A 22,159-nucleotide genomic window follows, 5' to 3' on the forward strand; every position below is an offset into this window, starting at 1 on the left:
GTTTTTTGCTCCTGAGTTTTTTAAAACAACAGAGAAAGGCTGCGCGGGGCAGCATTAAAAAATAAAGCAAAGGAGGAAGCCCATGAACATCGTAGTATGCCTCAAGCAAACCTTTGACACCGAAGCAAAAATCAAATTAACCGGCGACGGTAAGATCGACCGCAGTGGCGTAAGCTTAATTATCAATCCTTACGATGAATTTGCCGTAGAAGAAGCCCTCAGGCTCAAAGAGAAACACGGCGGCGAAGTTACAGTAGTCAGCATAGGCGGCCCGGAAGTGCAGGATGCGCTGCGCCAGGCCCTGGCCATGGGCGCCGACAAGGCCGTGCTGGTGGACCCCGGCGCGGAAGAAATGGACGAATACGCCACGGCAACCATTTTAGCCAAAACCTTAAGCAGCATGGAATATGACATAATCCTCGGCGGCTGGAGGGCCATTGACGACGGCTCCGCCCAGGTTGCCGGCAGGACGGCGGAAATACTGGGCCTTCCCGTTGTAAACATGGCAATTAAGCTGGAAGTATCCGACGGCAAGGCAATTGTCACCCGGGAAATTGAAGGCGGCAGCGAAATAATCGAAGTACCCCTTCCCGCCGTCATAACAGCCCAAAAAGGACTGAACGAACCCCGCTACCCCTCCATGAAGGGCATCATGAAAGCCAAGAAAAAACCCATGGACAAAAAAACAGCTGCCGATGTGGGGGCAGACGCCGTCACCAGCAAAATACAGGCACTCTCCTACTCACTGCCCGAGCCCCGCAAGGCAGGCAAAATAATCGAAGGAGAGGCCCCCGACGCTGCCCGCGAACTGGCCAGGCTGCTGCATGAAGAAGCAAAAATAATCTAAGCAAAGACTGGGAGGGTATGTAAATGGCAAAAGGCATCTGGGTATTTGCAGAACACCTTGACGGCAAAATAAAAAAAGTTAGCTATGAAATATTAACCGCTTCCCGCAAAATAGCGGATGAATTGGGTCAGGAGCTTTGCGCGGTGCTGGCGGGCAAAGACATTGCCGGCCTGGCCCCTTCCCTTGGCGACTACGGCGCGGACAAAATATTCCTCCTTGAAGACAATGCCCTTGAAAACTACACCACCGACGGCTACACCAATGTAATTGTCGACTTAATCAAAGAAAAAGAGCCCTACGCCTTCCTGCTGGGCTACACCGTATTCGGCAGGGACCTGGCGGCCCAGGTGGCCCAGCGGCTGGAAACCGGCCTGATGAGCGACTGTATAAACATGGCCCTGGAAGACGGGCAGCTGGTATTCACCCGTCCCATATACGCCGGCAAAGCATTCGTAAAGGCCCGCTGTCCCGAGGCCCGTCCCGTAATGGCAACCATCCGCCCCAATGCCTTCACGGCCCAGGAAAATAAAAAAGACGCCGAAATCATAAAAGTAACTCCCAAAGTTGGAGACATTCGCCAGCAAATCAAAGACATAGTGCGTCAGGTATCGGGGCGTCCCGAGCTTACCGAGGCCGACATAATAGTCAGCGGCGGCCGCGGCATGAAGGGGCCCGAGAACTTCAAGATTTTAGAAGAGCTGGCCGACGTGCTGGGCGCTGCCGTAGGCGCATCCAGGGCTGCGGTTGACGCGGGCTGGGTTCCCCACAGCATGCAGGTGGGCCAGACCGGCAAAACGGTCTCCCCGGTTCTTTACATTGCCTGCGGTATTTCCGGCGCCATCCAGCACCTGGCCGGCATGGGGTCGTCCAAGTGCATAGTGGCCATCAACAAAGACCCCGAGGCAAATATCTTTAAAGTTGCCGACTACGGCATTGTAGGAGACTTATTTGAAGTGGTGCCTTTATTGACAGAAGAGTTTAAGAAAATAATGGGGTAGGTTTTGGGCAAATAGGGATAATATCTCTTATAAAAAGGGCTGTTAACAAATAAGTTTTTGTTAACAGCCTTTTTCAATGGAAAAAAGGAATATATATTATTTTTGTTGAAAGACTTTAATACAAGTTTAAGACAATATGGCTCCAAGCGATAATTAGAGGTGAACCGGTTATGAATATGAGTAAAGTAATACAGCCCAAAAAAAGGGCAGGCCGCTCCGTAGTTGAAGAAATTCACAGGCGATTGCGAGAGATTATTTTAAACGGTTATTATAAACCTGGAGAAAGGTTAATGGAAAGAGAACTGGCCGATATGTTCGGGGTGAGCAGGACTCCCGTTCGTAAAGCTTTGGAACTCCTGGAACAAGAGCGGCTGGTTAAGCGGATTCCCAATAAGGGGGCCACCGTGGCCAAGTACAGCCCGGAACAGGTGAAGGAAATTTATGAACTTCGTTCTAATCTTGAGGGACTGGCGGCTTACTTGGCTACACAAAGAGCCGGAACAAAAACGAAAAATGCTTTGGTCCAGTTAATTGAAGATGGCTGGAAGGCAATAGAGCTGGAAGACTATAAAAAAGCCAGCAGTAATAACGAAAAATTTCACTCCCTGCTGGCGCAGGCAAGCGGAAACAAGCTTCTCGAGAAAACGCTGGAAACCATGCGCTGGCAATTGAATATCTTGTTACTCTCCACGTGGCAGGTTTTTGAGCGAAGAAAGCAAATTCAAAGGGAACATGAAGCCATAGTAAATGCTATTTTGAAAGGTGATGCTGAAGGTGCGCGGGACAGGGCAGTAGAACACATTAATAATGCTGGCAAGGTGGCCCTGGAAGTAATGTATGAAAAGGAAAAGATTTTTACAAAGTGTATAGAGAATAATAGGTTCTTAATGTCAGAGTCCAGCAAATAATTTCTTGATGAGAATATTTGTGGAAGGGCCTAAGGAGAAAATATTTTCCCGTACAGCCTCTTGGGGATAGGCACCAACCGGTAAAAGACCCCGAGAGGCTAATTTTTGTTTAATCCGGCAACTTCTTATTAAGGTAGGTATTAATTCAAGTGATGGGTGTCCTGGCAGGTAGGGTTTAGTTTTAAAAAATTTTTTCAAAAAAATTAATTTTTAAAAAGGTTTTTTGAGGTTGATGTAGAAAAATGTAAAATACATAATAAATGCCATTTTGTTCATATTTTATGCTTTAAAAAGGTACTTGACGATTACGAAAAATTTAGATTGTTATCCCCGAAATTAAAAGGGATGAAAGCTGCTCAAACAGCAAAGGGGGGAATATGGAAAATGACACAAACAGCATGGGACAACGCCAGGATACAGCTGGGGGACGCAGCTAAAAAAGCCGGCATAAAGCAGGAAGTTGTAAAACTTTTAAGTGAACCTCAACGTATTATGGTTGTAAATTTTCCTGTGAAAATGGATGATGATTCAATTAATTTTTTTACCGGTTACCGGGTACACCACAATTATGCCCTGGGTCCAATACAGGGCGGGACTCGTTTTCACCCGGCTGTAAGTCTTGATGATATCAAAGCACTGGCTATGCTGATGAGCATTAAAAATGCTCTCCACGGGATTCCGGCGGGAGGAGGCAAGGGTGGAGTATGTTGCGACCCAGACAGCCTTTCAAGAAGAGAGCTTGAGAGGGTATGCAGGGCATATGTGCGGGCGATTTTTCCCGTAATGGGTTCTAAATTTGATTTTCCGGGTGCGGATGTGGGTACGGACAATCAGACCCAGAGCTGGATGTTGGATGAGTGGGAGCAATTACACGGTATGCGCCATGAACCAGCTGCTATCAGCGGCAAAGCTGTTCTTCTTGGGGGTTCCAGGGGGCGAGGGCAGGCAACCGGATTGGGGGTTGGTCTTGCTGTTAGGGAGACGTGCCGTGTGTTGGGTCTTGACATTAAAAGGATGCGCGTGGCCATACAGGGTTTTGGGAAAGTAGGATATTGGGCGGCAAAGACCTTGGATAATTTGGGTGCTAAGATTGTGGCGGTGAGTGAATTAAGTGGTTTTGTCTTTAAAGAAGAAGGCTTAAGCGTGGATAAATTAAAGTCATATTTATCTGAAAATAAAACGCTGAAAGGCTTTGAAGAAGGGGAGTTCGTAACAAATGACAGGTTTTTCAGCTGCAGTTGCGATGTTTTAATCCCAGCTGCCGTTGAAAATGTAATAACGGAGAAAAATGCGAATAGTATTCAAGCCCCAATTATAGTTGAGGCAGCAAACGCGCCGGTTACCGCCGCGGCCGAAAAAATACTAAATGAAAAGGGAAAGATTATTGTTCCTGATATCCTGGCCAATGGGGGCGGGACTGTTATTGCCTATCTTGAGCGTGTTCAAGGGGAATATGATTTCTTCTGGGCCGAGCAAGAGGTTCATCAAAAATTTGAGACTATGTTTGTAAAAACATTCAATGATGTGTACAGGGCGGCGGAAGATGAGGGGATTAGTATGCGCAGTGCCGCGTGGATAAGGGCATTACGCAAAATAGAGGAAGCCATTGGGTTAAGGGGCTGGGTCTAATAACTTTTAATCATTTTAGGGTTTTTAAAGAAATTTTAAAAGGGGGGCTTTATTTGAATGGAAACCTGCGGAATATAATACCCAAAGTTGTCTCTATTGCAGCAGTAGGGATGTCCGCGTTTATATTATATACTACCCTTACGATTCCGCTGGTAGCTATGCGCCAGAGGGCCTTGGTTTTGATGCTCAGCCTTTTTATAATCTTTCTAATTTATCCGTTTAGCAAAAAGCGCGGCAGCAAAACAGGTTATATGGATATTTTCTTTGCTCTCGTGGCTTTAGGCGTTAATCTTTATGTTCTCCTCGAGTTTGAGGATCTGGTAATGCGAATAGGAATGCCTAATACGACTGACTTGATTTTGGGCGGGCTGTGTATTTTGCTGGTTCTGGAAGGTACTCGCCGGTCCATTGGTTGGCCTTTACCGATAATTACTTCCTTATTTCTACTTTATAATTTTTGGGGCAAGTATATTCCCGGTACTTTTGGCCACGGGGGATACCCAATTATAAGGGTCATTAACCAGATGTATCTCACTACGGAAGGAATATTCGGGGTACCTCTCGGTGTGGTCGTTACCATTGTATTTCTATTTGTTCTTTTCGGAAGTTTTTTGGAAAAAAGCGGGGGCGGCGATTTCTTCATTAACCTGGCAGTAGCCCTTGCCGGCAGGGCAAAGGGCGGGCCGGCCAAGATTGCTGTTATTGCCAGCGGATTTATGGGCACTATTCAGGGCTCGAGCATTGCCAATACGGTTACTACAGGCAACTTTACAATCCCGCTGATGAAACGCGTGGGATACCGCCCTGCTTATGCTGCGGCGGTGGAGGCCGCGTCGTCAACCGGCGGGCAGATAATGCCCCCGATTATGGGTGCGGGCGCTTTTGTAATGTCTGAATTTACCCAGATTCCTTATCTTACAATCGTTTCAGCGGCAATCATTCCGGCGCTGTTGTATTACTTTAGCATATATATGAATGTTCACTTTGAGGCTAACGTGCAGGGATTACAAGGAATGTCTAAGGAAGAAATACCTGACATAAGGAAAGTTTTAAGCACCGGCTATGTTTATATTTTGCCCCTTATAGCTTTGATAGTTGTATTAATTTTAGGTTACAGCCCGGCCAGGGCAGCTATAATCGGTATAGGCCTGTTGATTGCGGCCAGTATGGTTAATCCCTCTACGCGCATGAATTTGAAGAGTTTTTGGGAAGCCCTGGAAAAAGCAGGCATGACAATGGTTTCAATTGTTGCTGCCTGTGCCTGTGCCGGTATGATTGTCGGTACGGTGAGCATGACGGGGGTAGGCATAAAGTTTTCGAATGTTATCAGTTCCATATCAGGCGGGTACCAAATCTTTGGGCTGTTTTTCACCATGGTTGCTTGTATTTTGCTGGGAATGGCGCTACCAACAACAGCCAATTATATCGTACAGGCATCTATAACGGCACCGGCCCTGGTAACTATGGGAGTTCCGCTTCTTACCGCTCATCTCTTTGTATTTTATTTCGGCGTATTTGCCGATATAACCCCGCCTATTTGTTTGGCTGCCTATGCGGGGGCAAGTATTGCCGGAGCAAATCCTTTGTTAGCTGGGCTTAATGCCACGCGTAACGTAACGGTGGCTTATCTGGTGCCGTATTTGATGGTATATTTCCCCGCACTTATGGGAAGAGCTCCGTTTATCGAAGTGGCACAAACTGTTCTAACGGCCATGCTGGCGGTAATTGCTTTAAGTGCTGTTTTTTCCAATTATTTGAAAACTGTATGTACGGTCTTGCAAAGAGTATTGTTGCTCATAGCTGGAATATCATTAATTATTCCCGAGTTTCTTAGTGATTTGATTGGCGGAATAATACTTTTAGGTGTTTATTTATGGCAAAGATTTAACAGCACTAAAACCGGTTCAGCTTCGGAAATGGATGTTTAAGACAAAACCTGGGAGGTTTTGCCTTGTAAATAAATAAAAAAAACAGGGAGGTGATTATTTAAAAGATATAGTTTGGGTTTTTTAAATTTTTCCTTTTACAAAAATTAATTTGGGAGGGTTTTGAGAATGGAAAAGGTTAAAAAGTTTAAACTTTTATATTTATTAGGGCTCTTTTTGATGTTGGCCGTAGTAGTTGCGGGATGCGGGACTGAGAGTAAGGGAGGGCAGGGCACGGAAGTTCAAGAGGGGACGGAGAATCCCACTAATTTGTCAATTTCGACGGGCAGCACTGGCGGCACCTATTATCCGTTAGGTACCGGAATTGCGAATGTTTTAACGAATTCCGATTTGGGCATCAATGTAAGTGCTGAATCAACTGGCGGCTCAGTGGAAAATGCAAGGTTGTTGGGACAAAAGCAGACAGAGATTGGATTTGTAGAGTCCATGATTGCAGACTGGGCATACAATGGCAAAGAAATGTTTAAGGGCAATGCCATAAAAAATATTCGCGGGCTTATATCTCTTTACCCGAATACAATTCAAACAGTAGTTAAGGCGAAATCGGGTATAAAGAGTTATAAAGACCTTAAGGGGAAAAGGGTGGCAGTTGGCATACAAGGCAGTTCTAGCCCGCTGGCGATGCAAATTGTGCTGGAGTCCTTTGGTATGTCAATGGATGATATTAAACCGGAGTATTTAGGTTTTGGTGATTCAATGAACTTACTGAAGGACGACCAAGTGGATGCCGTAATGGTGGATGCAGGAGCACCCAATTCTTCTATTATTGATATCAGCGCCCAACATGATATTCGGATTCTTTCTATTCCGGAAGAAAATATAAAGAAAATTAAGGAAAAATATCCTTTCTTCTCAGATGTTGTTGTAATTCCCGCAGGTACTTATGAAAAAGTGCAGGAAGATGTTATTACTTGTGGCTCGAAGGCTACTTTATGCACAAGGGCGGAGCTTTCAGAAGAGTTGGTTTATAATATATTGAAAACCATATTCGAAAAGAAAGAAGATATAATTAAAGTTCATGAAAAAGGTAAGAGTATTAATCTGGAAACAGCTACAGACGCATTTTCTATACCGCTTCATCCCGGTGCAAAGAAATACTATGAAGAAAAGGGTGTACTTTAAAAGTTAATTATATAAGTAATAAAAAAATTTGGAGTTATGTAAGCCCGCCTTTGATTAAAGGCGGGCTTACCCTACATATTTTAGAGATAAGGGAGAATGTTTGAAATGACAAATCAGCTGATGGGGATTTCAACTATATGTGTACATTATGGTGAAGAAAAGGGAAAATTTTTGAATTCCGGTGTGCCGCCTCTTTTTGAGACAGTTAATTTTTATTTTGGTGATTTCCAGCAGGCAAATGATTACTTTAATGGTCGGAACAGTAATCGTTATTATTACACCAGAAAAGTTAACCCTACAGTGGAGATACTTGAGAAAAAAATAGCTGCGTTGGAAAATACACCCTGTTGTAAATTATTTGCTTCGGGAATGGGAGCAATTGGGGCAGCGATTTTGGGGCTGGCACAAAAAGGAGACCATATTATTAGTGTAAGAACCGTTTATAAAAATACTTATCGTATTTTGGAGGAGATAACCACTCGATACGGGATAACTACAACTTTTGTTGACGGCAGAAGAGTAGAAGATTTTGAGAGAGCTTTGCAACCTAATACAAAAATTATTTATTTGGAAAGCCCGTCAAGTTATAAATATTTATTGCAAGATTTAAAAGCTGTTGCTGAATTGGCCAGAAGTAGAAATATAATAACTATGATTGACAATACCAATGCAACACCGTTTAATCAAAATCCATACGAGTTTGGCATTGATGTTGTTATTCATTCGTGCAGCAAGTATTTGAATGGGCATGGAGATGTTTTGGGGGGAGCGGTTTGCTCCAGTGAAGAGATAATTAAAGAGATTGCTGAAAGAGAACATTACCTTGCTGGTAATTTATTGGCTCCGTTTGAAGCTTGGCTAATTTTGCGGGGCTTGCGTTCTTTCCCCTTACGCATGAGGTATTTTAATAAAGCAGGGGTGGAAATGGCGAAGTTTTTAGAGAACCATCCTAAGGTAGCTAAAGTTTATTATCCTTTTCTGCCTTCTAACCCACAATATGATTTAGCACGTACCCAAATGCGCGGTGCCGGCTCGTTAATGGCCTTGGAATTAAAAGCAAGCCGGGATAAGGTAGCGGTATTTATAGACAACTTGAACCTTTTCAAGATTGCAGCCAGTTGGGGAGGTTTTGAGAGTCTTGTGTGGTATCCAATGACCGGGGTTAAAAACATTGATCCTGACTGGTTGGAGAAGCACGGTCTTAATCCATCCATGGTTCGTCTTTTTATAGGGTTGGAAGATTTAGAAGCTTTAAAAGAAGATATTGAGCAGGCTTTAAAAAAATGTTAGCAGCTTATCGGCTTTATTGGAGAATTTTTCAGCTACTTGCCATATCTTCCTTAAACTCCCTGTGTACTTTTTATTTATACCGGAAGTTTTTTAGACGGGAGATGTTAGGCAAGTGGTTTTTTCTTTCTGTTGACCTGCATGGCTCAGTAGCCGAAATTTAAATATTTACTTTGTGCAATTGGGTTTGAAAAAGCCAATTCCTTTAAAAAAATTTTAAGAAAATTATTTTTTAAAAAAAGGTTTTTTAAAGTCAGTATAGAAGAATGTGAAATACATAATAAATACCATTTTGTTTACAAATCAGGTTTTAAAAAGGTATTGAGAGCTTTGTAATGTAGTTCGGTTACCGGAAGTGAAAGGAGCGAGATTTTTTAAACCATGGGCATCGGTAAAAAGAATGTGCATATTTCAGTAAAAGAAGAAAACTGCAAGAGGTGCGGTTACTGCATCGAATTCTGTCCGGGTAAGGTATATGAGCCTGCCAGGGATGGCCTGCCGCTGGTAAAGTATCCTGAAAATTGCACCGCTTGCGGGGCATGCGATTTGCGCTGTCCGGATTTTGCCATAACACTGGAGGTGGTTGGGGGTGAGTAGACCGAAAGGAGTGCAATTGCTGCAGGGAAATGAAGCCTGTGCCTGGGGGGCAATTGACGCGGGAGCAAGGTTTTTTGCCGGTTATCCTATAACACCGTCTTCCGAAATAGCCGAAATTTGTGCCAGGGAATTGCCCAAATACGGCGGGGTATATATGCAAATGGAAGACGAAATTGCCAGCATAGCCGCCGTTATCGGAGCATCCCTTTCCGGCAAGAAATCATTAACCGCCACCAGCGGCCCGGGATTTTCCCTAATGCAGGAAAACTTGGGTGTGGGTATTTACCAGGAAGTACCATGCGTAATTGTGAACGTGCAGCGGGTGGGCCCGGCCACCGGGCTGGCGACCAGGCCGGCCCAGGCGGATGTCATGCAGGCGCGCTGGGGAACCCACGGTGACCACGCTATTATAGTTCTGTGTCCTGCGTCGGTACAGGAAATGTACGACCTTACCGTGCGGGCCTTTAACCTGGCGGAAAAATACCGTACCCCGGTCATATTGTTAAGTGACGAAGTAATTGGGCACCTCAGGGAGAATGTATCCTTGCCTGAACCAGGTACGATCCAAATTATAAGCCGCAAGCGGCCTGCAGGAGACCCAAAAGAGTACCTGCCCTACAGGCCGGATGAGGATGGAATACCGCCTATGGCCGCCTATGGAGACGAGTATATAGTGCACACCTCCAGTACGTGCCATGACGAAACCGGGTGTTCTAACTTTAAGCCGGCCACCAATGCAAAACTGCTTAGTCGCCTGCGGGATAAAATTTATAATAATAAAAAAGATATAGTTCAAGTGGAATACTTTGGCCCCGAGGAGGCGGACGTAACAATCATATCCTTTGGCGCGGCGGCCAGGGTAGGGAAGTACGTTGTAGAAAAAGCAAAAAGAGAAAACTTGAAAATAAACCTTCTAAGAATCATCACCATGTGGCCCTTTGCTGATGAAGAAGTGCAGCAGGCCCTGGAAAGGACAAAGGTAGCTATAGTTCCCGAAATGAACCAAGGGCAGCTGCTGGGGGAAGTGCAGCGTGTAAACTGCTCCAATACCCCTGTATATCCTGTTTCCCGTACAGACGGGGAATTGATTACTCCGGAAGAAATAATGGCCCGCATACGGGAGGTGGCGAAATAATGGCCTACAAGTACACGGATTATCTCAATACCGAAAAACAGCCTTACATGTGGTGTCCGGGCTGCGGAGACGGCATAATCCTGCGGGCACTTACTGAAGCCCTGGCCGAGTTGCAGCTGCCGCCTCACAAAGTTGTAATTGCTACCGGCATAGGCTGCTGGGGTAAAGCCGACGATTATTTCGCCACCCATGCCTTTCACGGCAGTCACGGGCGGGCCCTGGCCTTTGCCACCGGCATAAAAGTAGGCAATCCTGACGTACACGTGATAGTGCTTATGGGAGACGGCGATGCGGTTACCATCGGGGGAAACCACTTTATCCACGCCTGCCGGCGCAATATTGACCTCACTGCCATCATAGCCAATAACTATAACTACGGCATGACCGGCGGCCAGTATTCGGCTACCAGCCCCCTCGCCGCCAAAACTTCTACCTCTCCCCGGGGCGTGCCTGAGCCGGGATTTGATATCTGTGCCCTGGCGGAAGTATCAGGGGCGAACTTTGTGGCCCGCACCACCGCCTACCACGTTTTCCAAATGAAAAAACTAATTAAACAGGCAATTGAGAAAAAAGGCTTCAGCGTCGTGGAAGTAATGAGTCCGTGTCCTACTCACTTCGGGCGGCGGAACTTTACCGACGGGCCGCGGGCTATGATGAAGTTCCTCAAAGAAAAAGCCGTACCTAAGAAACGCTATGAGCAGATGCCTGAAGAAGAGAGAAAGGAATATATAGCTACGGGTGTATTTGTCGATAAAGACAGGCCGGACTTTCTGACCGTCTACAAGAAACTGAACTCAATGGAATAGGAAGTTAAAGGGGGCGAGATTAAGATGAGTGAGACCTGGCAGGTAGTTTTGGGCGGAGAAGGTGGACAAGGTCTCATTGTGGGAGGGCAAATCCTGGCCCGTGCCGCCATACTGGAAGGCAAAAATGTAGTGCAAACACAAAGTTACGGTATCTCGGCCCGGGGCGGTTATTCTGAGGCCCAGGTGATCATCTCCGATGGTGAGATTCATTATCCCAAGTGCAATGAGCCGAACTTGGTTTTGGCTCTCACCCAGGAAGCGTACGACCGTTACTGCAACAGTGTCAAGGATGACTGCCTGATCATATACGAAAAAGACGGCGTTAAGCCCAGAAGGGGTAAAAATGATATCGATTATCCCTTTAAAGATACCTGCCTTAACATAGGAAACCTCAAGGTTATCAATATACTGTTTCTGGGCGTTATTCTGAAAAATGTTTCTATTGTGAAAGAAGAAAGCATGGTGCAGGCGATAAAAGACACCCTGCCGCCAAAAATCCACGCAGTTAACCTGAAAGCATTCAATGTGGGGCTGGGTAAATTGCGAAAGGAAAGGTAATGCTTATGATTATGGTTTCGCAAAGTTGTGCGCAGCCGAGAGTGGAAAATATTGAGGAAGAAGTTATCAGTCAATTGAAAAAAACGCGTTGCACTCATCAAGGCTTCCATCATAGCCGGACTGGGCATAGTTAAAAATACGGCTTTTGATGAGAGCAGAAAAACATGTTCATGCACATAATCTCGAAAGCTTGAGGGGCAGGATTAATTAACTTGGGATAAAACTTCTAATTGAGGAGAAAATAGAAGTGGCAAAGGTGCTTCTGACAGAGGCAATTCACGAAGAAGGCATGAAAATTATCCGAGAGGCGGCGGAGTTGGAAATTGCTGCCGATACCAGTGAAAACACCATTATCAAGGCCATTGCCGATGCCGACGGTTTGATTGTTCGCAGCAGCAAGGTTACACCGGCTATTATTGAGGCAGGGAAAAAGTTAAAAGTTATCGGGAGGCATGGCACAGGCCTTGATAACATTGACCTTGAGGCCGCCAACAGGTGTGGGGTGGCGGTGGTCAATACTCCGGACGCCAATGTGCTGTCGGTGGCTGAATACGTGCTGGCCACAATGCTTTACCTTTGCAAAAATTTACGGAAGGTCGATGCCGCCTTGCGGCAAGGCGTATTCGAGCAGCCCGGCTCGCTGCCTGGGCTGGTAACCAGACTGGGATACACAACCCTGGAGTTATACGGAAAAACCCTTGGGCTGGTTGGTGTCGGCAAAATAGCGCGCCGGGCGGCGGAAATTTGCCGCAAGGGTTTTAATATGAAGGTTTGCGGCTACGACGCTTACTTAACGCCTCAAGCCATTGAACAGGCCGGGGTGGAGCCCTGCGGGTCACTGGAAGAGGTATTTGAAAGGGCGGATTTTGTATCAGTTCATGTGCCGCTCACCCCTGGGACAAAAAACCTTATAACGGAAAAGCAGCTTAGGCTAATGAAGCCAACTGCTTATTTAATTAATGCGGCGCGGGGAGGGGTGGTGAACGAGGATGACCTGTATAAAGTGTTGAAGGAAAAGTCCATTGCGGGGGCCGCGGTTGATGTGTTTGCACAGGAGCCGCCCGGCAGGGGACATCCCTTTTTTGAGCTGGATAACATTATTGTTACACCTCACATGGCGGCCATGACCGACGGGGCGCTTATCAGAATGTCCCGGGATGTGGCGGAAGGTGTAGTATCCGTATTGCGCGGGGAACGGCCAAAACGCCTGGTCAACCCTGAGGTTTGGAGCCGGCGGAAATTTCACTGATTGAAGGAGAGGCAGTAACGTGGGTAAAAATTTCGCAGCAATGCCATTGTTAAGGGGATTGGCCGGGCAGGAATAAGGTCTTTCTTTAAAGCCGTGGGCCTGCTCAGTGAAGAACTTGACCGGCCTTTCGTTGGGGTGGTCAATTCGTGGAAATGAAATGCATCCCGGGTACGAGCATCTCAGGGAAATTGCCGGCGATGTAAAGTGGAATAAAATTTAGGATACGTGAATCTATTATATGTATTCTGCGGGTAAATTCCCGTGAATTTTAGCACGAGGGGATCGTATATGGTAGATGTAAATTTGTTGGGGAGTGGCAATTTTTGGAAGTATATAGGTATGAGGGTGATAAGGGATAAGGAAGGTAAAGTAGGGGTAAGAGTTAATAATAGCGATAATTTGAAACAGGTTTACGGAAATTATCACGGCGGAGTTATTGCTACCGTGGTGGATGCTGCGGTGGCGGTAGCCGTAAACGAGATTATCGGCAAAGAATATGGAGCCGCAACGGTTGAATTAAAACTTAATTTTTTACGGCCGGTATCAAATTCAGATTTAATTGGCTTTGCAAAAATTTTGAAGAAGGGGAAGAATTTAATTGTAGGTTTAGCAGAGGTTTATAATGAGCAAGAAGACCTAGTTGCAGTAGGTATGGCCACGTATAAAGTGGGATCTAAAACCTGGCATACACGGGATAGGTAAACGTAGTGATCCTGTTACAATTAAATTTCGAAGTTATCGTCCAAGTGCATAGTGGCCATCAACAAAGACCCCGAGGCAAATATCTTTAAAGTTGTCGACTACGGCATTGTGGGAGGCTTATTTGAAGTGGTGCCTTTATTGACAGAAGAGTTTAAGAAAATAATGGGGTAGGTTTTTAATCAATTAGTCTAAAAAACCCCGGGCAATAAGCTGCCCGGGGTTTTTTAGCGGTTATTACGATAAAGCCCGTGCTGGCCTGCTTAAATTACTCCCTTTTCCCTGAGGTTTTTGATGTCTTCTGCAGTGTATCCGAGGCGCTGTAATATTTCCTCTGTATGTTGTCCCAGCAGAGGCGGCGGGGAATGATATTCGGGCGGAGTCAGGGATAGATTAATGGGGTTCCCCAACACTTTTACCTCGCCAATTGTTGGATGCTCCATACTTACTACCATGCCCCGGTGCTTTACCTGGGGATGGTTGACTACATCCGATATTTCATTGACCGGCCCGCAGGGTACCCGCGCCTTCCTAAGGATTTCTATCCATTCATGGGAATCCTTGGTGGCAAAAATTTCTCCCAGTATTGCGTTCAGTTCTTCACGATTCTCCACCCGTTTTTCGTTGGTGCAAAACCGGGGATCGTCCACTATATCATTTAGGTCCATCGCCTCGCAGAAGCGCTCCCAGATTTTATCGTTACCTACCGCCAATATAAAGTAACGGTCCCTGGCTTTATATGCCTGGTAAGGGACGATATTCGGGTGGGCGGACCCCATTCTAACGGGATTCTTACCGGTCAGGAAGTAGTTTGACGCCATATAGGTTAACCAGGAAACTTCCGTGTCCATTAAGGAAACGTCTATATATTGCCCTTTTTTCGTTTCTTTCTTTACCATCAGGGCTGCAAGAATGCCCAGTGCCGCGTACATCCCTGCCCCGATGTCCACAAGTGCTACTCCGATCCTTATAGGCGGGCCGTCTTTTTCGCCGGTAATGGACATAAGCCCGCCCATGCCCTGCATTAACAGGTCGTACGCGGGAAAGTCCCGGTAAGGCCCGTCCTGGCCGAACCCGGAGATGGAGCAGTAGATTATTTCCGGGTTAACTTTTTTTATTGTTTCGTAATCCACTCCCAGCCGCTCAACTGTACCGGGGAGAAAGTTTTCTATAATTACATCACATTCTTTGGCCAATTCCAGCAAGATCTTTCTTCCTTCATCGCTTTTCAGGTTTAAAGTCAGGCTTTTCTTATTACGATTTATACTTAAGTAGTAAGCACTTTCTCCTTCAGCAAAGGGAGGTCCCCATGCCCTGGTTTCATCTCCTTTGCCCGGAATCTCGACTTTAATCACTTCCGCTCCCAAATCACCTAGTATCATTGTGCAAAAAGGACCGGTAAGGACGCGTGATATATCGAGGACCTTAACTCCTTTAAGCGGCAAATCCATAAATATTCCTCCCCCTGAAGTATGAATACATTCTTTTTTTATTTAATTTGCTGACGCAAAATTTATGCCAGCAGGAGCTGTTAAAAATCCAGCTGAATACGTGTTTTGCATTTGAAAATAAAATAAAACTGGTATTGTCCAAGTAAATCAGGTTAATTTCCCTATGTAGGAAATTTGTATATGGATGGAATAATGCATAAATAAAAATAATGATGCAATACGACATGGCAGTATTTATCTAAGACAAAAAAACTTCCAAAAACCGAAAAAAGGTAAAATTTAATGAATTTTTGCATCGCACTTATTGCAAATTTAATTAATAAGGTCCCCTATACCTGCATGGTAATTTAGAAATTATAAAATATTCATCATTTCAAGAATATTGTCAATATGGTATAATCTTTGCAAATTATCATAAAGTTAAGTAAATTCTTTGCTTGCATATGTTTAAAAAGAAAGGGGGAGGTCTGATAAATAAGCCCAGCGCAAAATTGTTAAAAATTTTTAAGGAGGGGGTCCTTATGCTTCCGGAAAGAAAAACTTTATTGAAGTTAATTAGTATTTTATGTGTTGCATTCATTATGATTGTATGTGCAGGCTGTTCTGCTCAAAAAACCGAATACATTTCTATCGGTACCGGGGGGACAGGGGGGACGTACTACCCTTATGGCGGTGCAGTGTCCAGCATAATTAATAAGCATGTGGAAGGTTTTCAAGCCACTGCAGAAGTTACCGGGGCTTCCGTGGAAAATATAAGGCTTTTGGAAAGTGGAGAGGCGCAGCTTGTTATGGCCATGAACGATGTTGTATATCACGCTCTTAACGGTAAGGGAGCTTTTGAAAAACCTGTAGAGGTGCGCACTTTATTTGAAATGTATCCCAATGTTTTCCATGCAGTTACCCTGAAGAACAGCAACGTAAAAACCATGCAGGATCTTGTTGGCAAGAAAGTGTCCGTGGGAGCGCCCGGCAGCGGCACGGAAACAATGTCTCAGCTCGTTCTCGATGCGCTGGGTATTAGCTACGACGACTTTGAGGTTTTCCGCCTGTCCTTCAGTGAAAATACCCAGGGTCTTAAAGACGGTGTAATTGATGTAGGAATATGGTCGGTGGGACCGCCTACTTCGTCTATCATGGACCTGGCAACCACCCACAAAATCCGGATATTATCGTTTACAGACGAAGAGATTAATAGGGTAACTGAAAAACACCCGTATTACTCTTCCTGGAAGCTTGAGCCGGGAACCTATAGCGGGCAGGAAGAAGAAGTTATAACTCCTGCGGTCTGGAACACGATAGTGGTGCATAAAGACATGAGTGAAGAAACTGCTTACAAATTGGTCAAGGCTATTTTTGAAAATGTCAACGAACTGGTTGAAGTATATGTAGGGGCTAAAAACACTACGCCGGAAAATACCATTAAAAATGCAGTGGCCCCCTTGCACCCCGGTGTAATCAAATACTTTAAAGAATTAGGTCTGGAAGTGCCTGATAAGTTAATTCCCCCCGAGATGAAGTAGTTATGTTCGGCACAAAAAGTTGTACCCGGCTTTGGGCGCCTAAAAAAAATCTTTTTTGGGCGCCCAGTTTCCTTGCCTTCACGTTATTGGTGTTGATTTTATGCCTGCTGGGGTACTGGGGCTTTAATACAAAATTTTTAGTTATAAAAGACAATAAGTCGGGTGCGGTCGGGTGGGCGGCAAGGATTAATGAAAGTGAAAATTTTGCCATTAGATATACTCATTCAGTTGACCGCCTGCCGGTTTTTGAATTTTACAAAGTAGAAAATCAAAAACTTGTTTTGACCGGTACCAAGGTAATAAATTTCGGGGCCGGGTTGGGTTATATCGGAGAAGGCAAAATGTACACGGCTGGCAAGTGGACTTTCATTAAGAATATGGATAGGCAAATTGGTTCTTTGCCCCTCAGAGTAGGGACGGTAGCGGATCATGCTTTGTTATATAGAGGTCGCGAAATTCACCTCAAGGATTATTTTTCAGGCCTTACGCTGGTGAGGCTGGAAGTTCAAAATGTATTTCAGGTTATGTTTAACAGAGTGAGGGGTGAAATCAAAGATGTCTTCAAAAAACCTTGAGTCCCAAAGAGGAACGGGCTTAACATCAAAAGCTGTCCTGATTGTAGCCCTTGTTTTAACCTTTTTTCACCTGTATACCTCCGGAGTATCCATATTAACGGCGTGGATACAAAGGGATATACATTTGATACTTATTTTAACCCTTGTATTTTTAATTTTTCCTGTAACTAAAAAGGGCAAATATAATTACGCCACAATTTTAGATTGGCTCTTTGTTATACTGGCGCTGGCTTCAGGTATCTATATAATAGTTTTTTATCAGGACATAGTTTTAAGATTGGGTAATCCCAACAGCCTGGATTTAATCTTCGGCGGAATTATGATATTGCTGCTCCTTGAGGCAACTCGCCGGGCAACCGGCTGGGTGCTTGTAATCATTGCCGGGAGTTTGCTGGTATATAACTTTGTAGGTCCGTGGCTCCCCGGCCTGTTGGGGCACAAAGGGTATTCCGTTGCCCGCGTCATCTCTCAAATGTATTTAACCACAGAAGGCATTTTCGGAATACCTTTGGGTGTTTCGGCCAATTATATATTCCTTTTTATCTTTTTGACTTCGATGCTCGAAAAATTGGGCATGGGAGAATTTTTGCTCAGGCTGGCCATGGCCATTATGGGAAGATTTACCGGCGGGCCTGCTAAAACTGCCGTTATAGCCAGCGGCTTTATGGGCTCTCTTTCAGGGAGCGCGGTAGCAAATGTTGTGGGCACCGGAACTTTTACCATTCCGCTAATGATAAGAAACGGGTACGAGCGGCATTTTGCCGGGGCCGTTGAGGCCTGCGCATCTTCCGGCGGGCAGCTGATGCCTCCCATAATGGGGGCCGCCGCTTTTATCATTGCCGAATTTTTGGGCATACCTTATATTGAAGTTGTTATCGCGGCTTTAATTCCCGCTCTCCTCTATTATTTATGTATATTGTTCGGGGTCCACTTCGAAGCTTCCCGCCTGAATCTCGTTGGCCTTCCCAAAAAGGATTTGCCTTCACTGAAAAAGGTACTTAAGGAAGGCGGGCACTTTTTGATTCCCATTTTCGTTCTTATTTTCTTTTTAGGTGTGCTCAGGTATACTCCTATCCGCTCGGGCTTTTATGCCATTGTCTCCATGTTTATCGTTTCACTTTTAAAGCCTGAAACACGTATTACCTGGGAACGTTTCAAGGAAGGAGCAGTGGCAGCGGCCAAAAATACGATAACAGTGGCGCTGGCATGCGCCACCGCCGGTCTGGTTATAGGCAGTATTAACCTGACGGGCTTGGGTCTTAAGATTTCTTCCTTTATTATTTCCGTATCCGGTGGTATCCTGTGGCTTGCCTTAATTTTAACTGCCGTGGTTGCTCTTATTATGGGCATGGGCCTGCCGGCCACTGCAGCTTACATTGTAAGTGGAACCCTGGCTGCCCCGGCTTTGGTTAAATTGGGGCTGGTTCCCCTGTCCGCCCACTTGTTTGTATTTTACTTTGCCATTATATCCGCCATTACTCCGCCCGTAGCGCTGGCCGCTTATGCTGCATCGGGAATTGCCCAGGATAATCCCTTTAAAATCGGCGTAACAGCGTGCAAGCTGGGGCTGGCCGCATTTATCGTGCCCTTCATGTTTGCATATGAGCCGCTTTTGATTGCTAAAGGCGATATTTTACAAATAATATGGGCAGCTGCAACTGCTATTTTAGGGGTTGCCTCCCTGGCAGCGGGAGTTATTGGCTTTGTTGTTAAGCCGGCCAAGATTTATGAAAGGGTGCTTTTTATCGGCGGGGCGATAATGTTATTATATGCCGGGGTGTTTAGCGATATTTTGGGCCTGGGAATGATTGCACTGGCCTTTGGTTCAAATATTACACGCGGTAAAAAACTGGCAGGTGCTGCTCAAAAGGAAAAAGAAGATAATAGGGGTTTTGAAGGGCCCCAGTTATTTACAAAAGCTGCTCAAAAGCATATTTGAACCGGCGTCAAACACCTCACCCGCCCTTTGGAAGGGCGGGTAATTTATTATGGCTGTCCCCCGAATTACTTAATTGTTAGCAAAGTCTTTTCAGTTGTTACTATTTCCTCCGGAGATACATAAATTTCCGTAACTTCCCCGCTGGCGGGGGCATATATGTTTGTTATCGTATTCAAGGCTTCCATGGTGGCTATTATGTCGTTTTTTTTGATTTTATCCCCGATTTTTACTTTGACCGATACAATTTTGCCGGCCATGGGGGCGAATATTTCAGGCATGGCAAGCACTCCTTTGTTCACTTATTGCTCCTGGTGGTTGATGATAGCTGCATCTTTATCTTTTCAGCAATATTTGTGCCAGCGAGTGAAAGATTAATGTAATAGTTTGGGCAGGTACTGCAAACACAAAAACTGTTGCTTCGCGGGCAAACCGGGATTCCCGGCGCTTTCAATGCGAAAGTGCAGAGGCTTATTCGGCATTGCATTGCTCACTCTTTGCTTTATGAGAGCGCTCGGGAAAAATTTAATGCCTTTTTACATTATTGTTTTAATTTTTTTATTGTTTTTCTACTCAGAATTATAGTAATCTTAATAAAAAAGCCGTGTAAAATAGGGGGGCTCGAAACAAAATATGCTCGTTGGCGACGTAATGACTAAAATTCCCGTAACCCTAAATAGCCGGCAAAGTATTTATGAAGTCTGGAAGTTAATCGCTGATCTGAAGGTTGTGGGGCTGCCTGTGGTGGATGAAGGGGGGCGGGTTATAGGTATTGTTACGAGGGACAGTCTTCTGGCTTTAGGGCTGGAAACCATTGTAAAATACAATGCTCAAGGCAAGGTGGAGCTAAATACCGCAGGTAATACGGTGGCCTCTGTCATGCAAGAAGATGTTTTTGTGGTCAGGGAGGACATGCCCCTCCAAGAAACGCTGTCCTTGCAGTATGAAGTTTTTCCGGTAGTTAACGAAAAAGGAGAAGTTGCCGGTGTATTGGATAAGGCTCAAATAGGCCTGGTTCTTTTCAAAGAAGCAAGTCGCATGCTGCTGCAAATAGAGACAATTCTTGATTCCGCCCACAACGGCATCGTGGCTATTGATAAAGATGGTATTGTTACCATTTTTAACAAGGCAGCTGAAAAAATTACCAGGAGACCTAAGAAGGATGCTATTGGGAAGCATCTTTCGGAAGTGATTATCCCCCAGGGCTTATTAGATATATTAAAGGAAGGCAAGTCCCAGCTGCACCATAAATTTTCCGTTGAATATTCAAAGGGTACGCGCATTTACCTTACCAACCGCAGCCCTATCATCGAGAACGGCCGTGTGGTGGGCGCTGTGGGAGTCTTTCAGGATATTTCTGAAATTGAGTTTATTTCCGAGGAACTGGATTCTGTCAAACAGTTGAATGAAGAGCTAAATGGCATTATAGAATCTTCTTATGACGGTATTTTAATTACAGATGTCGAAGGTAAAATTATCAAGGTTAACCGGGCCCACGAGCGCATTACGGGAGTAAAGGCCGAAGAGATTCAAGGTCTTACCATGCAGGATTTGGTTAAGCGGGGCATTTACTCCAGGTCAGTAGTGGACGAGGTTTTAAGTAAGGGAGAATCAGTTACCTTTTCTCAAAACCAGCTCTTAATTACCGGCAATCCGGTACGTGACAAGTCCGGAGAAATTTTCAGGATAGTAATTAACATCAGGGATATGACCGAATTAAATCAGCTGAAAGAAGAATTGGAGGCAAGCCGTGAGCTGAGCGAGCGCTACCAGTCGGAATTGGCGCAGCTCAGGGGTAAGTTGCTGAGGCAGGAAGGCCTGGTATTTAATTCCCCCAAAATGCAGGACCTGTTGGAGGTAGCTCTTCGCATCGCCCGGGTGGATTCTACGGTTTTGATTTACGGTGAATCCGGTGTAGGCAAAGAAGTTATTGCCAAACTGATCCATAAAAACAGTAAGAGAGGTGAGGGGCCCTTTATCCCCGTAAACTGCGCAACCATCCCGGAAAATTTATTGGAATCGGAACTGTTCGGGTACGAGCGCGGGGCTTTTACAGGTGCCAACCGGGAAGGCAAGCCCGGCTTGTTTGAATTGGCCCACAACGGCACGCTGTTTTTGGATGAAATTGGTGAACTTCCCCTGCATTTTCAGGTTAAACTTTTGCGGGTTATTCAGGAGCGCGAGATATTACGTATTGGCGGCAACAAGCCCCGCCCCGTTAATGTGCGCATCATAGCCGCCACCAACCGTGACCTGGAAGCGCTGCTGCAGGAAGGCAAATTCAGGGAAGATCTGTACTTTCGCTTGAATGTGGTACCTCTTCATATTCCTCCTGTACGGGAAAGAAGGGAAGAAATAATACCCCTTATATATACCTTTAAGCAGAAATTCAGTAACGAGTACGGGATTAAAAAAGAATTTTCTCCGGAAGTATTTGAAGTTTTCTTAAACTACAATTGGCCGGGAAATGTGCGGGAAATTGAAAATTTAGTGGAGCGATTACTGGTAACTGCCCCGGGCCCGGTGATTACTGCCAAAGACCTGCCCCGCCAGCTTCTGGGAGATGCCGGCCTGCGAACTCCCGAAGTTTCCGTAAAAGGCATTCTCCCGTTAAGAAAGGCTGTACTGGAACTGGAAAGACAGTTAATTGGAAGTGCTTTGAAGCAATACGGGAGTACTTATAAGGCAGCAAAGGTATTAAAAGTTGACCAGTCCACCGTTGTGCGAAAAATTAAACGATTAAAATTAGAAGGGTTATCCTTTTAGCTTTTTACCGGCCTTGAAAATTCGCCTTTTGGCGGCGGGTTTTTAGGGCTTTATTTGTGACTGGCAAAAATGCATTGAGTTTCGGGTAAGAGTATTTCAGGGGAAACCGGTTTAATGCAAAGGTGCATAT

The 22,159-nt window shown here is 45.3% G+C and carries 19 protein-coding genes and 1 pseudogene; 18 read left to right on the top strand and 2 right to left on the bottom strand.

Annotated elements, in window-relative coordinates:
* Positions 1 to 82 precede the first annotated feature (82 nt).
* From ACX4JR_RS02195 to ACX4JR_RS02260, 14 genes and pseudogenes are all read left to right on the top strand, one after another.
* The gene (locus ACX4JR_RS02195) at positions 83 to 847 is read left to right on the top strand and encodes an electron transfer flavoprotein subunit beta/FixA family protein (protein WP_476059425.1); all 765 of its coding nucleotides are present in this window, start codon (positions 83 to 85) and stop codon (positions 845 to 847) included.
* 23 nt (positions 848 to 870) lie between these two features.
* Positions 871 to 1,845 (top strand): electron transfer flavoprotein subunit alpha/FixB family protein, encoded by a 975-nt coding sequence (locus tag ACX4JR_RS02200; RefSeq protein WP_476058072.1) that lies wholly within the window; start codon positions 871 to 873, stop codon positions 1,843 to 1,845.
* 176 nt (positions 1,846 to 2,021) lie between these two features.
* Positions 2,022 to 2,753, top strand: coding sequence for a GntR family transcriptional regulator (locus tag ACX4JR_RS02205; RefSeq protein WP_476059426.1), 732 nt, complete (start codon positions 2,022 to 2,024; stop codon positions 2,751 to 2,753).
* 384 nt (positions 2,754 to 3,137) lie between these two features.
* The gene (locus tag ACX4JR_RS02210) at positions 3,138 to 4,382 is read left to right on the top strand and encodes a Glu/Leu/Phe/Val family dehydrogenase (protein WP_476059427.1); all 1,245 of its coding nucleotides are present in this window, start codon (positions 3,138 to 3,140) and stop codon (positions 4,380 to 4,382) included.
* 53 nt (positions 4,383 to 4,435) lie between these two features.
* Positions 4,436 to 6,310 carry a TRAP transporter permease gene (locus ACX4JR_RS02215; RefSeq protein ID WP_476059428.1) on the top strand — a complete coding sequence of 625 codons (1,875 nt, stop codon included), beginning with the start codon at positions 4,436 to 4,438 and terminating at the stop codon, positions 6,308 to 6,310.
* Positions 6,311 to 6,436: 126 nt separating this feature from the next.
* Positions 6,437 to 7,450, top strand: coding sequence for a TAXI family TRAP transporter solute-binding subunit (locus tag ACX4JR_RS02220; protein WP_476059429.1), 1,014 nt, complete (start codon positions 6,437 to 6,439; stop codon positions 7,448 to 7,450).
* Between the two features lie 105 nt (positions 7,451 to 7,555).
* A complete protein-coding gene (locus ACX4JR_RS02225) occupies positions 7,556 to 8,740 on the top strand; it encodes a trans-sulfuration enzyme family protein (protein WP_476059430.1) in 1,185 nt (394 codons plus the stop codon).
* 378 nt (positions 8,741 to 9,118) lie between these two features.
* Positions 9,119 to 9,334: a 4Fe-4S dicluster domain-containing protein gene (locus ACX4JR_RS02230; RefSeq protein ID WP_476059431.1), complete on the top strand. Its 216-nt coding sequence runs from the start codon at positions 9,119 to 9,121 to the stop codon at positions 9,332 to 9,334.
* Positions 9,327 to 10,469: a 2-oxoacid:acceptor oxidoreductase subunit alpha gene (locus ACX4JR_RS02235; RefSeq protein WP_476059432.1), complete on the top strand. Its 1,143-nt coding sequence runs from the start codon at positions 9,327 to 9,329 to the stop codon at positions 10,467 to 10,469. Before ACX4JR_RS02230 ends, ACX4JR_RS02235 begins: the two co-directional genes overlap by 8 nt.
* Positions 10,469 to 11,275 carry a thiamine pyrophosphate-dependent enzyme gene (locus ACX4JR_RS02240; RefSeq protein WP_476059433.1) on the top strand — a complete coding sequence of 269 codons (807 nt, stop codon included), beginning with the start codon at positions 10,469 to 10,471 and terminating at the stop codon, positions 11,273 to 11,275. The genes ACX4JR_RS02235 and ACX4JR_RS02240 overlap by 1 nt, the downstream gene beginning before the upstream one ends.
* A 24-nt stretch (positions 11,276 to 11,299) precedes the next feature.
* A complete protein-coding gene (locus ACX4JR_RS02245) occupies positions 11,300 to 11,833 on the top strand; it encodes a 2-oxoacid:acceptor oxidoreductase family protein (protein WP_476059434.1) in 534 nt (177 codons plus the stop codon).
* Positions 11,834 to 12,080: 247 nt separating this feature from the next.
* Positions 12,081 to 13,082: a hydroxyacid dehydrogenase gene (locus tag ACX4JR_RS02250; RefSeq protein WP_476059435.1), complete on the top strand. Its 1,002-nt coding sequence runs from the start codon at positions 12,081 to 12,083 to the stop codon at positions 13,080 to 13,082.
* Positions 13,083 to 13,370: 288 nt separating this feature from the next.
* Positions 13,371 to 13,784, top strand: coding sequence for a PaaI family thioesterase (locus ACX4JR_RS02255; RefSeq protein ID WP_476059436.1), 414 nt, complete (start codon positions 13,371 to 13,373; stop codon positions 13,782 to 13,784).
* Between the two features lie 36 nt (positions 13,785 to 13,820).
* A pseudogene (locus ACX4JR_RS02260) lies at positions 13,821 to 13,955 on the top strand (electron transfer flavoprotein subunit alpha/FixB family protein); the annotation flags it as partial.
* A gap of 89 nt (positions 13,956 to 14,044) precedes the next feature.
* Here the strand turns inward: ACX4JR_RS02260 and ACX4JR_RS02265 are convergent.
* On the bottom strand, positions 14,045 to 15,232 hold the full coding sequence (locus tag ACX4JR_RS02265; protein ID WP_476059437.1) for a CaiB/BaiF CoA transferase family protein: 1,188 nt from the start codon (positions 15,230 to 15,232) through the stop codon (positions 14,045 to 14,047).
* Positions 15,233 to 15,753: 521 nt separating this feature from the next.
* On the opposite strand from ACX4JR_RS02265, the gene ACX4JR_RS02270 reads away from it, so the two are divergent.
* From ACX4JR_RS02270 to ACX4JR_RS02280, 3 genes are all read left to right on the top strand, one after another.
* Positions 15,754 to 16,752 carry a TAXI family TRAP transporter solute-binding subunit gene (locus tag ACX4JR_RS02270; RefSeq protein ID WP_476059438.1) on the top strand — a complete coding sequence of 333 codons (999 nt, stop codon included), beginning with the start codon at positions 15,754 to 15,756 and terminating at the stop codon, positions 16,750 to 16,752.
* Positions 16,753 to 16,841: 89 nt separating this feature from the next.
* Positions 16,842 to 17,327, top strand: a complete 486-nt coding sequence (locus ACX4JR_RS02275) for a DUF1850 domain-containing protein (protein ID WP_476060454.1) — start codon at positions 16,842 to 16,844, stop codon at positions 17,325 to 17,327.
* Complete coding sequence (locus tag ACX4JR_RS02280) at positions 17,308 to 19,266, top strand: TRAP transporter permease (RefSeq protein ID WP_476059439.1); 1,959 nt, start codon at positions 17,308 to 17,310, stop codon at positions 19,264 to 19,266. Before ACX4JR_RS02275 ends, ACX4JR_RS02280 begins: the two co-directional genes overlap by 20 nt.
* A gap of 65 nt (positions 19,267 to 19,331) precedes the next feature.
* Here ACX4JR_RS02280 and ACX4JR_RS02285 read toward each other — a convergent pair whose 3' ends face one another.
* Entirely contained in the window at positions 19,332 to 19,544 is a 213-nt protein-coding gene (locus ACX4JR_RS02285; RefSeq protein ID WP_476059440.1) for an acyl-CoA carboxylase biotin carboxyl carrier protein subunit, read from the bottom strand.
* 352 nt (positions 19,545 to 19,896) lie between these two features.
* Between ACX4JR_RS02285 and ACX4JR_RS02290 the strand changes: the two genes are divergently transcribed.
* Complete coding sequence (locus tag ACX4JR_RS02290; RefSeq protein WP_476059441.1) at positions 19,897 to 22,029, top strand: sigma 54-interacting transcriptional regulator; 2,133 nt, start codon at positions 19,897 to 19,899, stop codon at positions 22,027 to 22,029.
* Positions 22,030 to 22,159: the final 130 nt, after the last annotated feature.

Source organism: Desulfofundulus sp. JL263-se (assembly GCF_056316025.1).

Bases quoted from the DNA above. Each gene is read 5' to 3' on its own strand.
- ACX4JR_RS02195 (WP_476059425.1), top strand. From the start codon at position 83: ATGAACATCGTAGTATGCCTCAAGCAAACCTTTGACACCGAAGCAAAA.
- ACX4JR_RS02200 (WP_476058072.1), top strand. From the start codon at position 871: ATGGCAAAAGGCATCTGGGTATTTGCAGAACACCTTGACGGCAAAATA.
- ACX4JR_RS02205 (WP_476059426.1), top strand. From the start codon at position 2,022: ATGAGTAAAGTAATACAGCCCAAAAAAAGGGCAGGCCGCTCCGTAGTT.
- ACX4JR_RS02210 (WP_476059427.1), top strand. From the start codon at position 3,138: ATGACACAAACAGCATGGGACAACGCCAGGATACAGCTGGGGGACGCA.
- ACX4JR_RS02220 (WP_476059429.1), top strand. From the start codon at position 6,437: ATGGAAAAGGTTAAAAAGTTTAAACTTTTATATTTATTAGGGCTCTTT.
- ACX4JR_RS02225 (WP_476059430.1), top strand. From the start codon at position 7,556: ATGACAAATCAGCTGATGGGGATTTCAACTATATGTGTACATTATGGT.
- ACX4JR_RS02230 (WP_476059431.1), top strand. From the start codon at position 9,119: ATGGGCATCGGTAAAAAGAATGTGCATATTTCAGTAAAAGAAGAAAAC.
- ACX4JR_RS02240 (WP_476059433.1), top strand. From the start codon at position 10,469: ATGGCCTACAAGTACACGGATTATCTCAATACCGAAAAACAGCCTTAC.
- ACX4JR_RS02245 (WP_476059434.1), top strand. From the start codon at position 11,300: ATGAGTGAGACCTGGCAGGTAGTTTTGGGCGGAGAAGGTGGACAAGGT.
- ACX4JR_RS02255 (WP_476059436.1), top strand. From the start codon at position 13,371: ATGGTAGATGTAAATTTGTTGGGGAGTGGCAATTTTTGGAAGTATATA.
- ACX4JR_RS02265 (WP_476059437.1), bottom strand. From the start codon at position 15,232: ATGGATTTGCCGCTTAAAGGAGTTAAGGTCCTCGATATATCACGCGTC.
- ACX4JR_RS02270 (WP_476059438.1), top strand. From the start codon at position 15,754: ATGCTTCCGGAAAGAAAAACTTTATTGAAGTTAATTAGTATTTTATGT.
- ACX4JR_RS02280 (WP_476059439.1), top strand. From the start codon at position 17,308: ATGTCTTCAAAAAACCTTGAGTCCCAAAGAGGAACGGGCTTAACATCA.
- ACX4JR_RS02285 (WP_476059440.1), bottom strand. From the start codon at position 19,544: ATGCCTGAAATATTCGCCCCCATGGCCGGCAAAATTGTATCGGTCAAA.
- ACX4JR_RS02290 (WP_476059441.1), top strand. From the start codon at position 19,897: ATGCTCGTTGGCGACGTAATGACTAAAATTCCCGTAACCCTAAATAGC.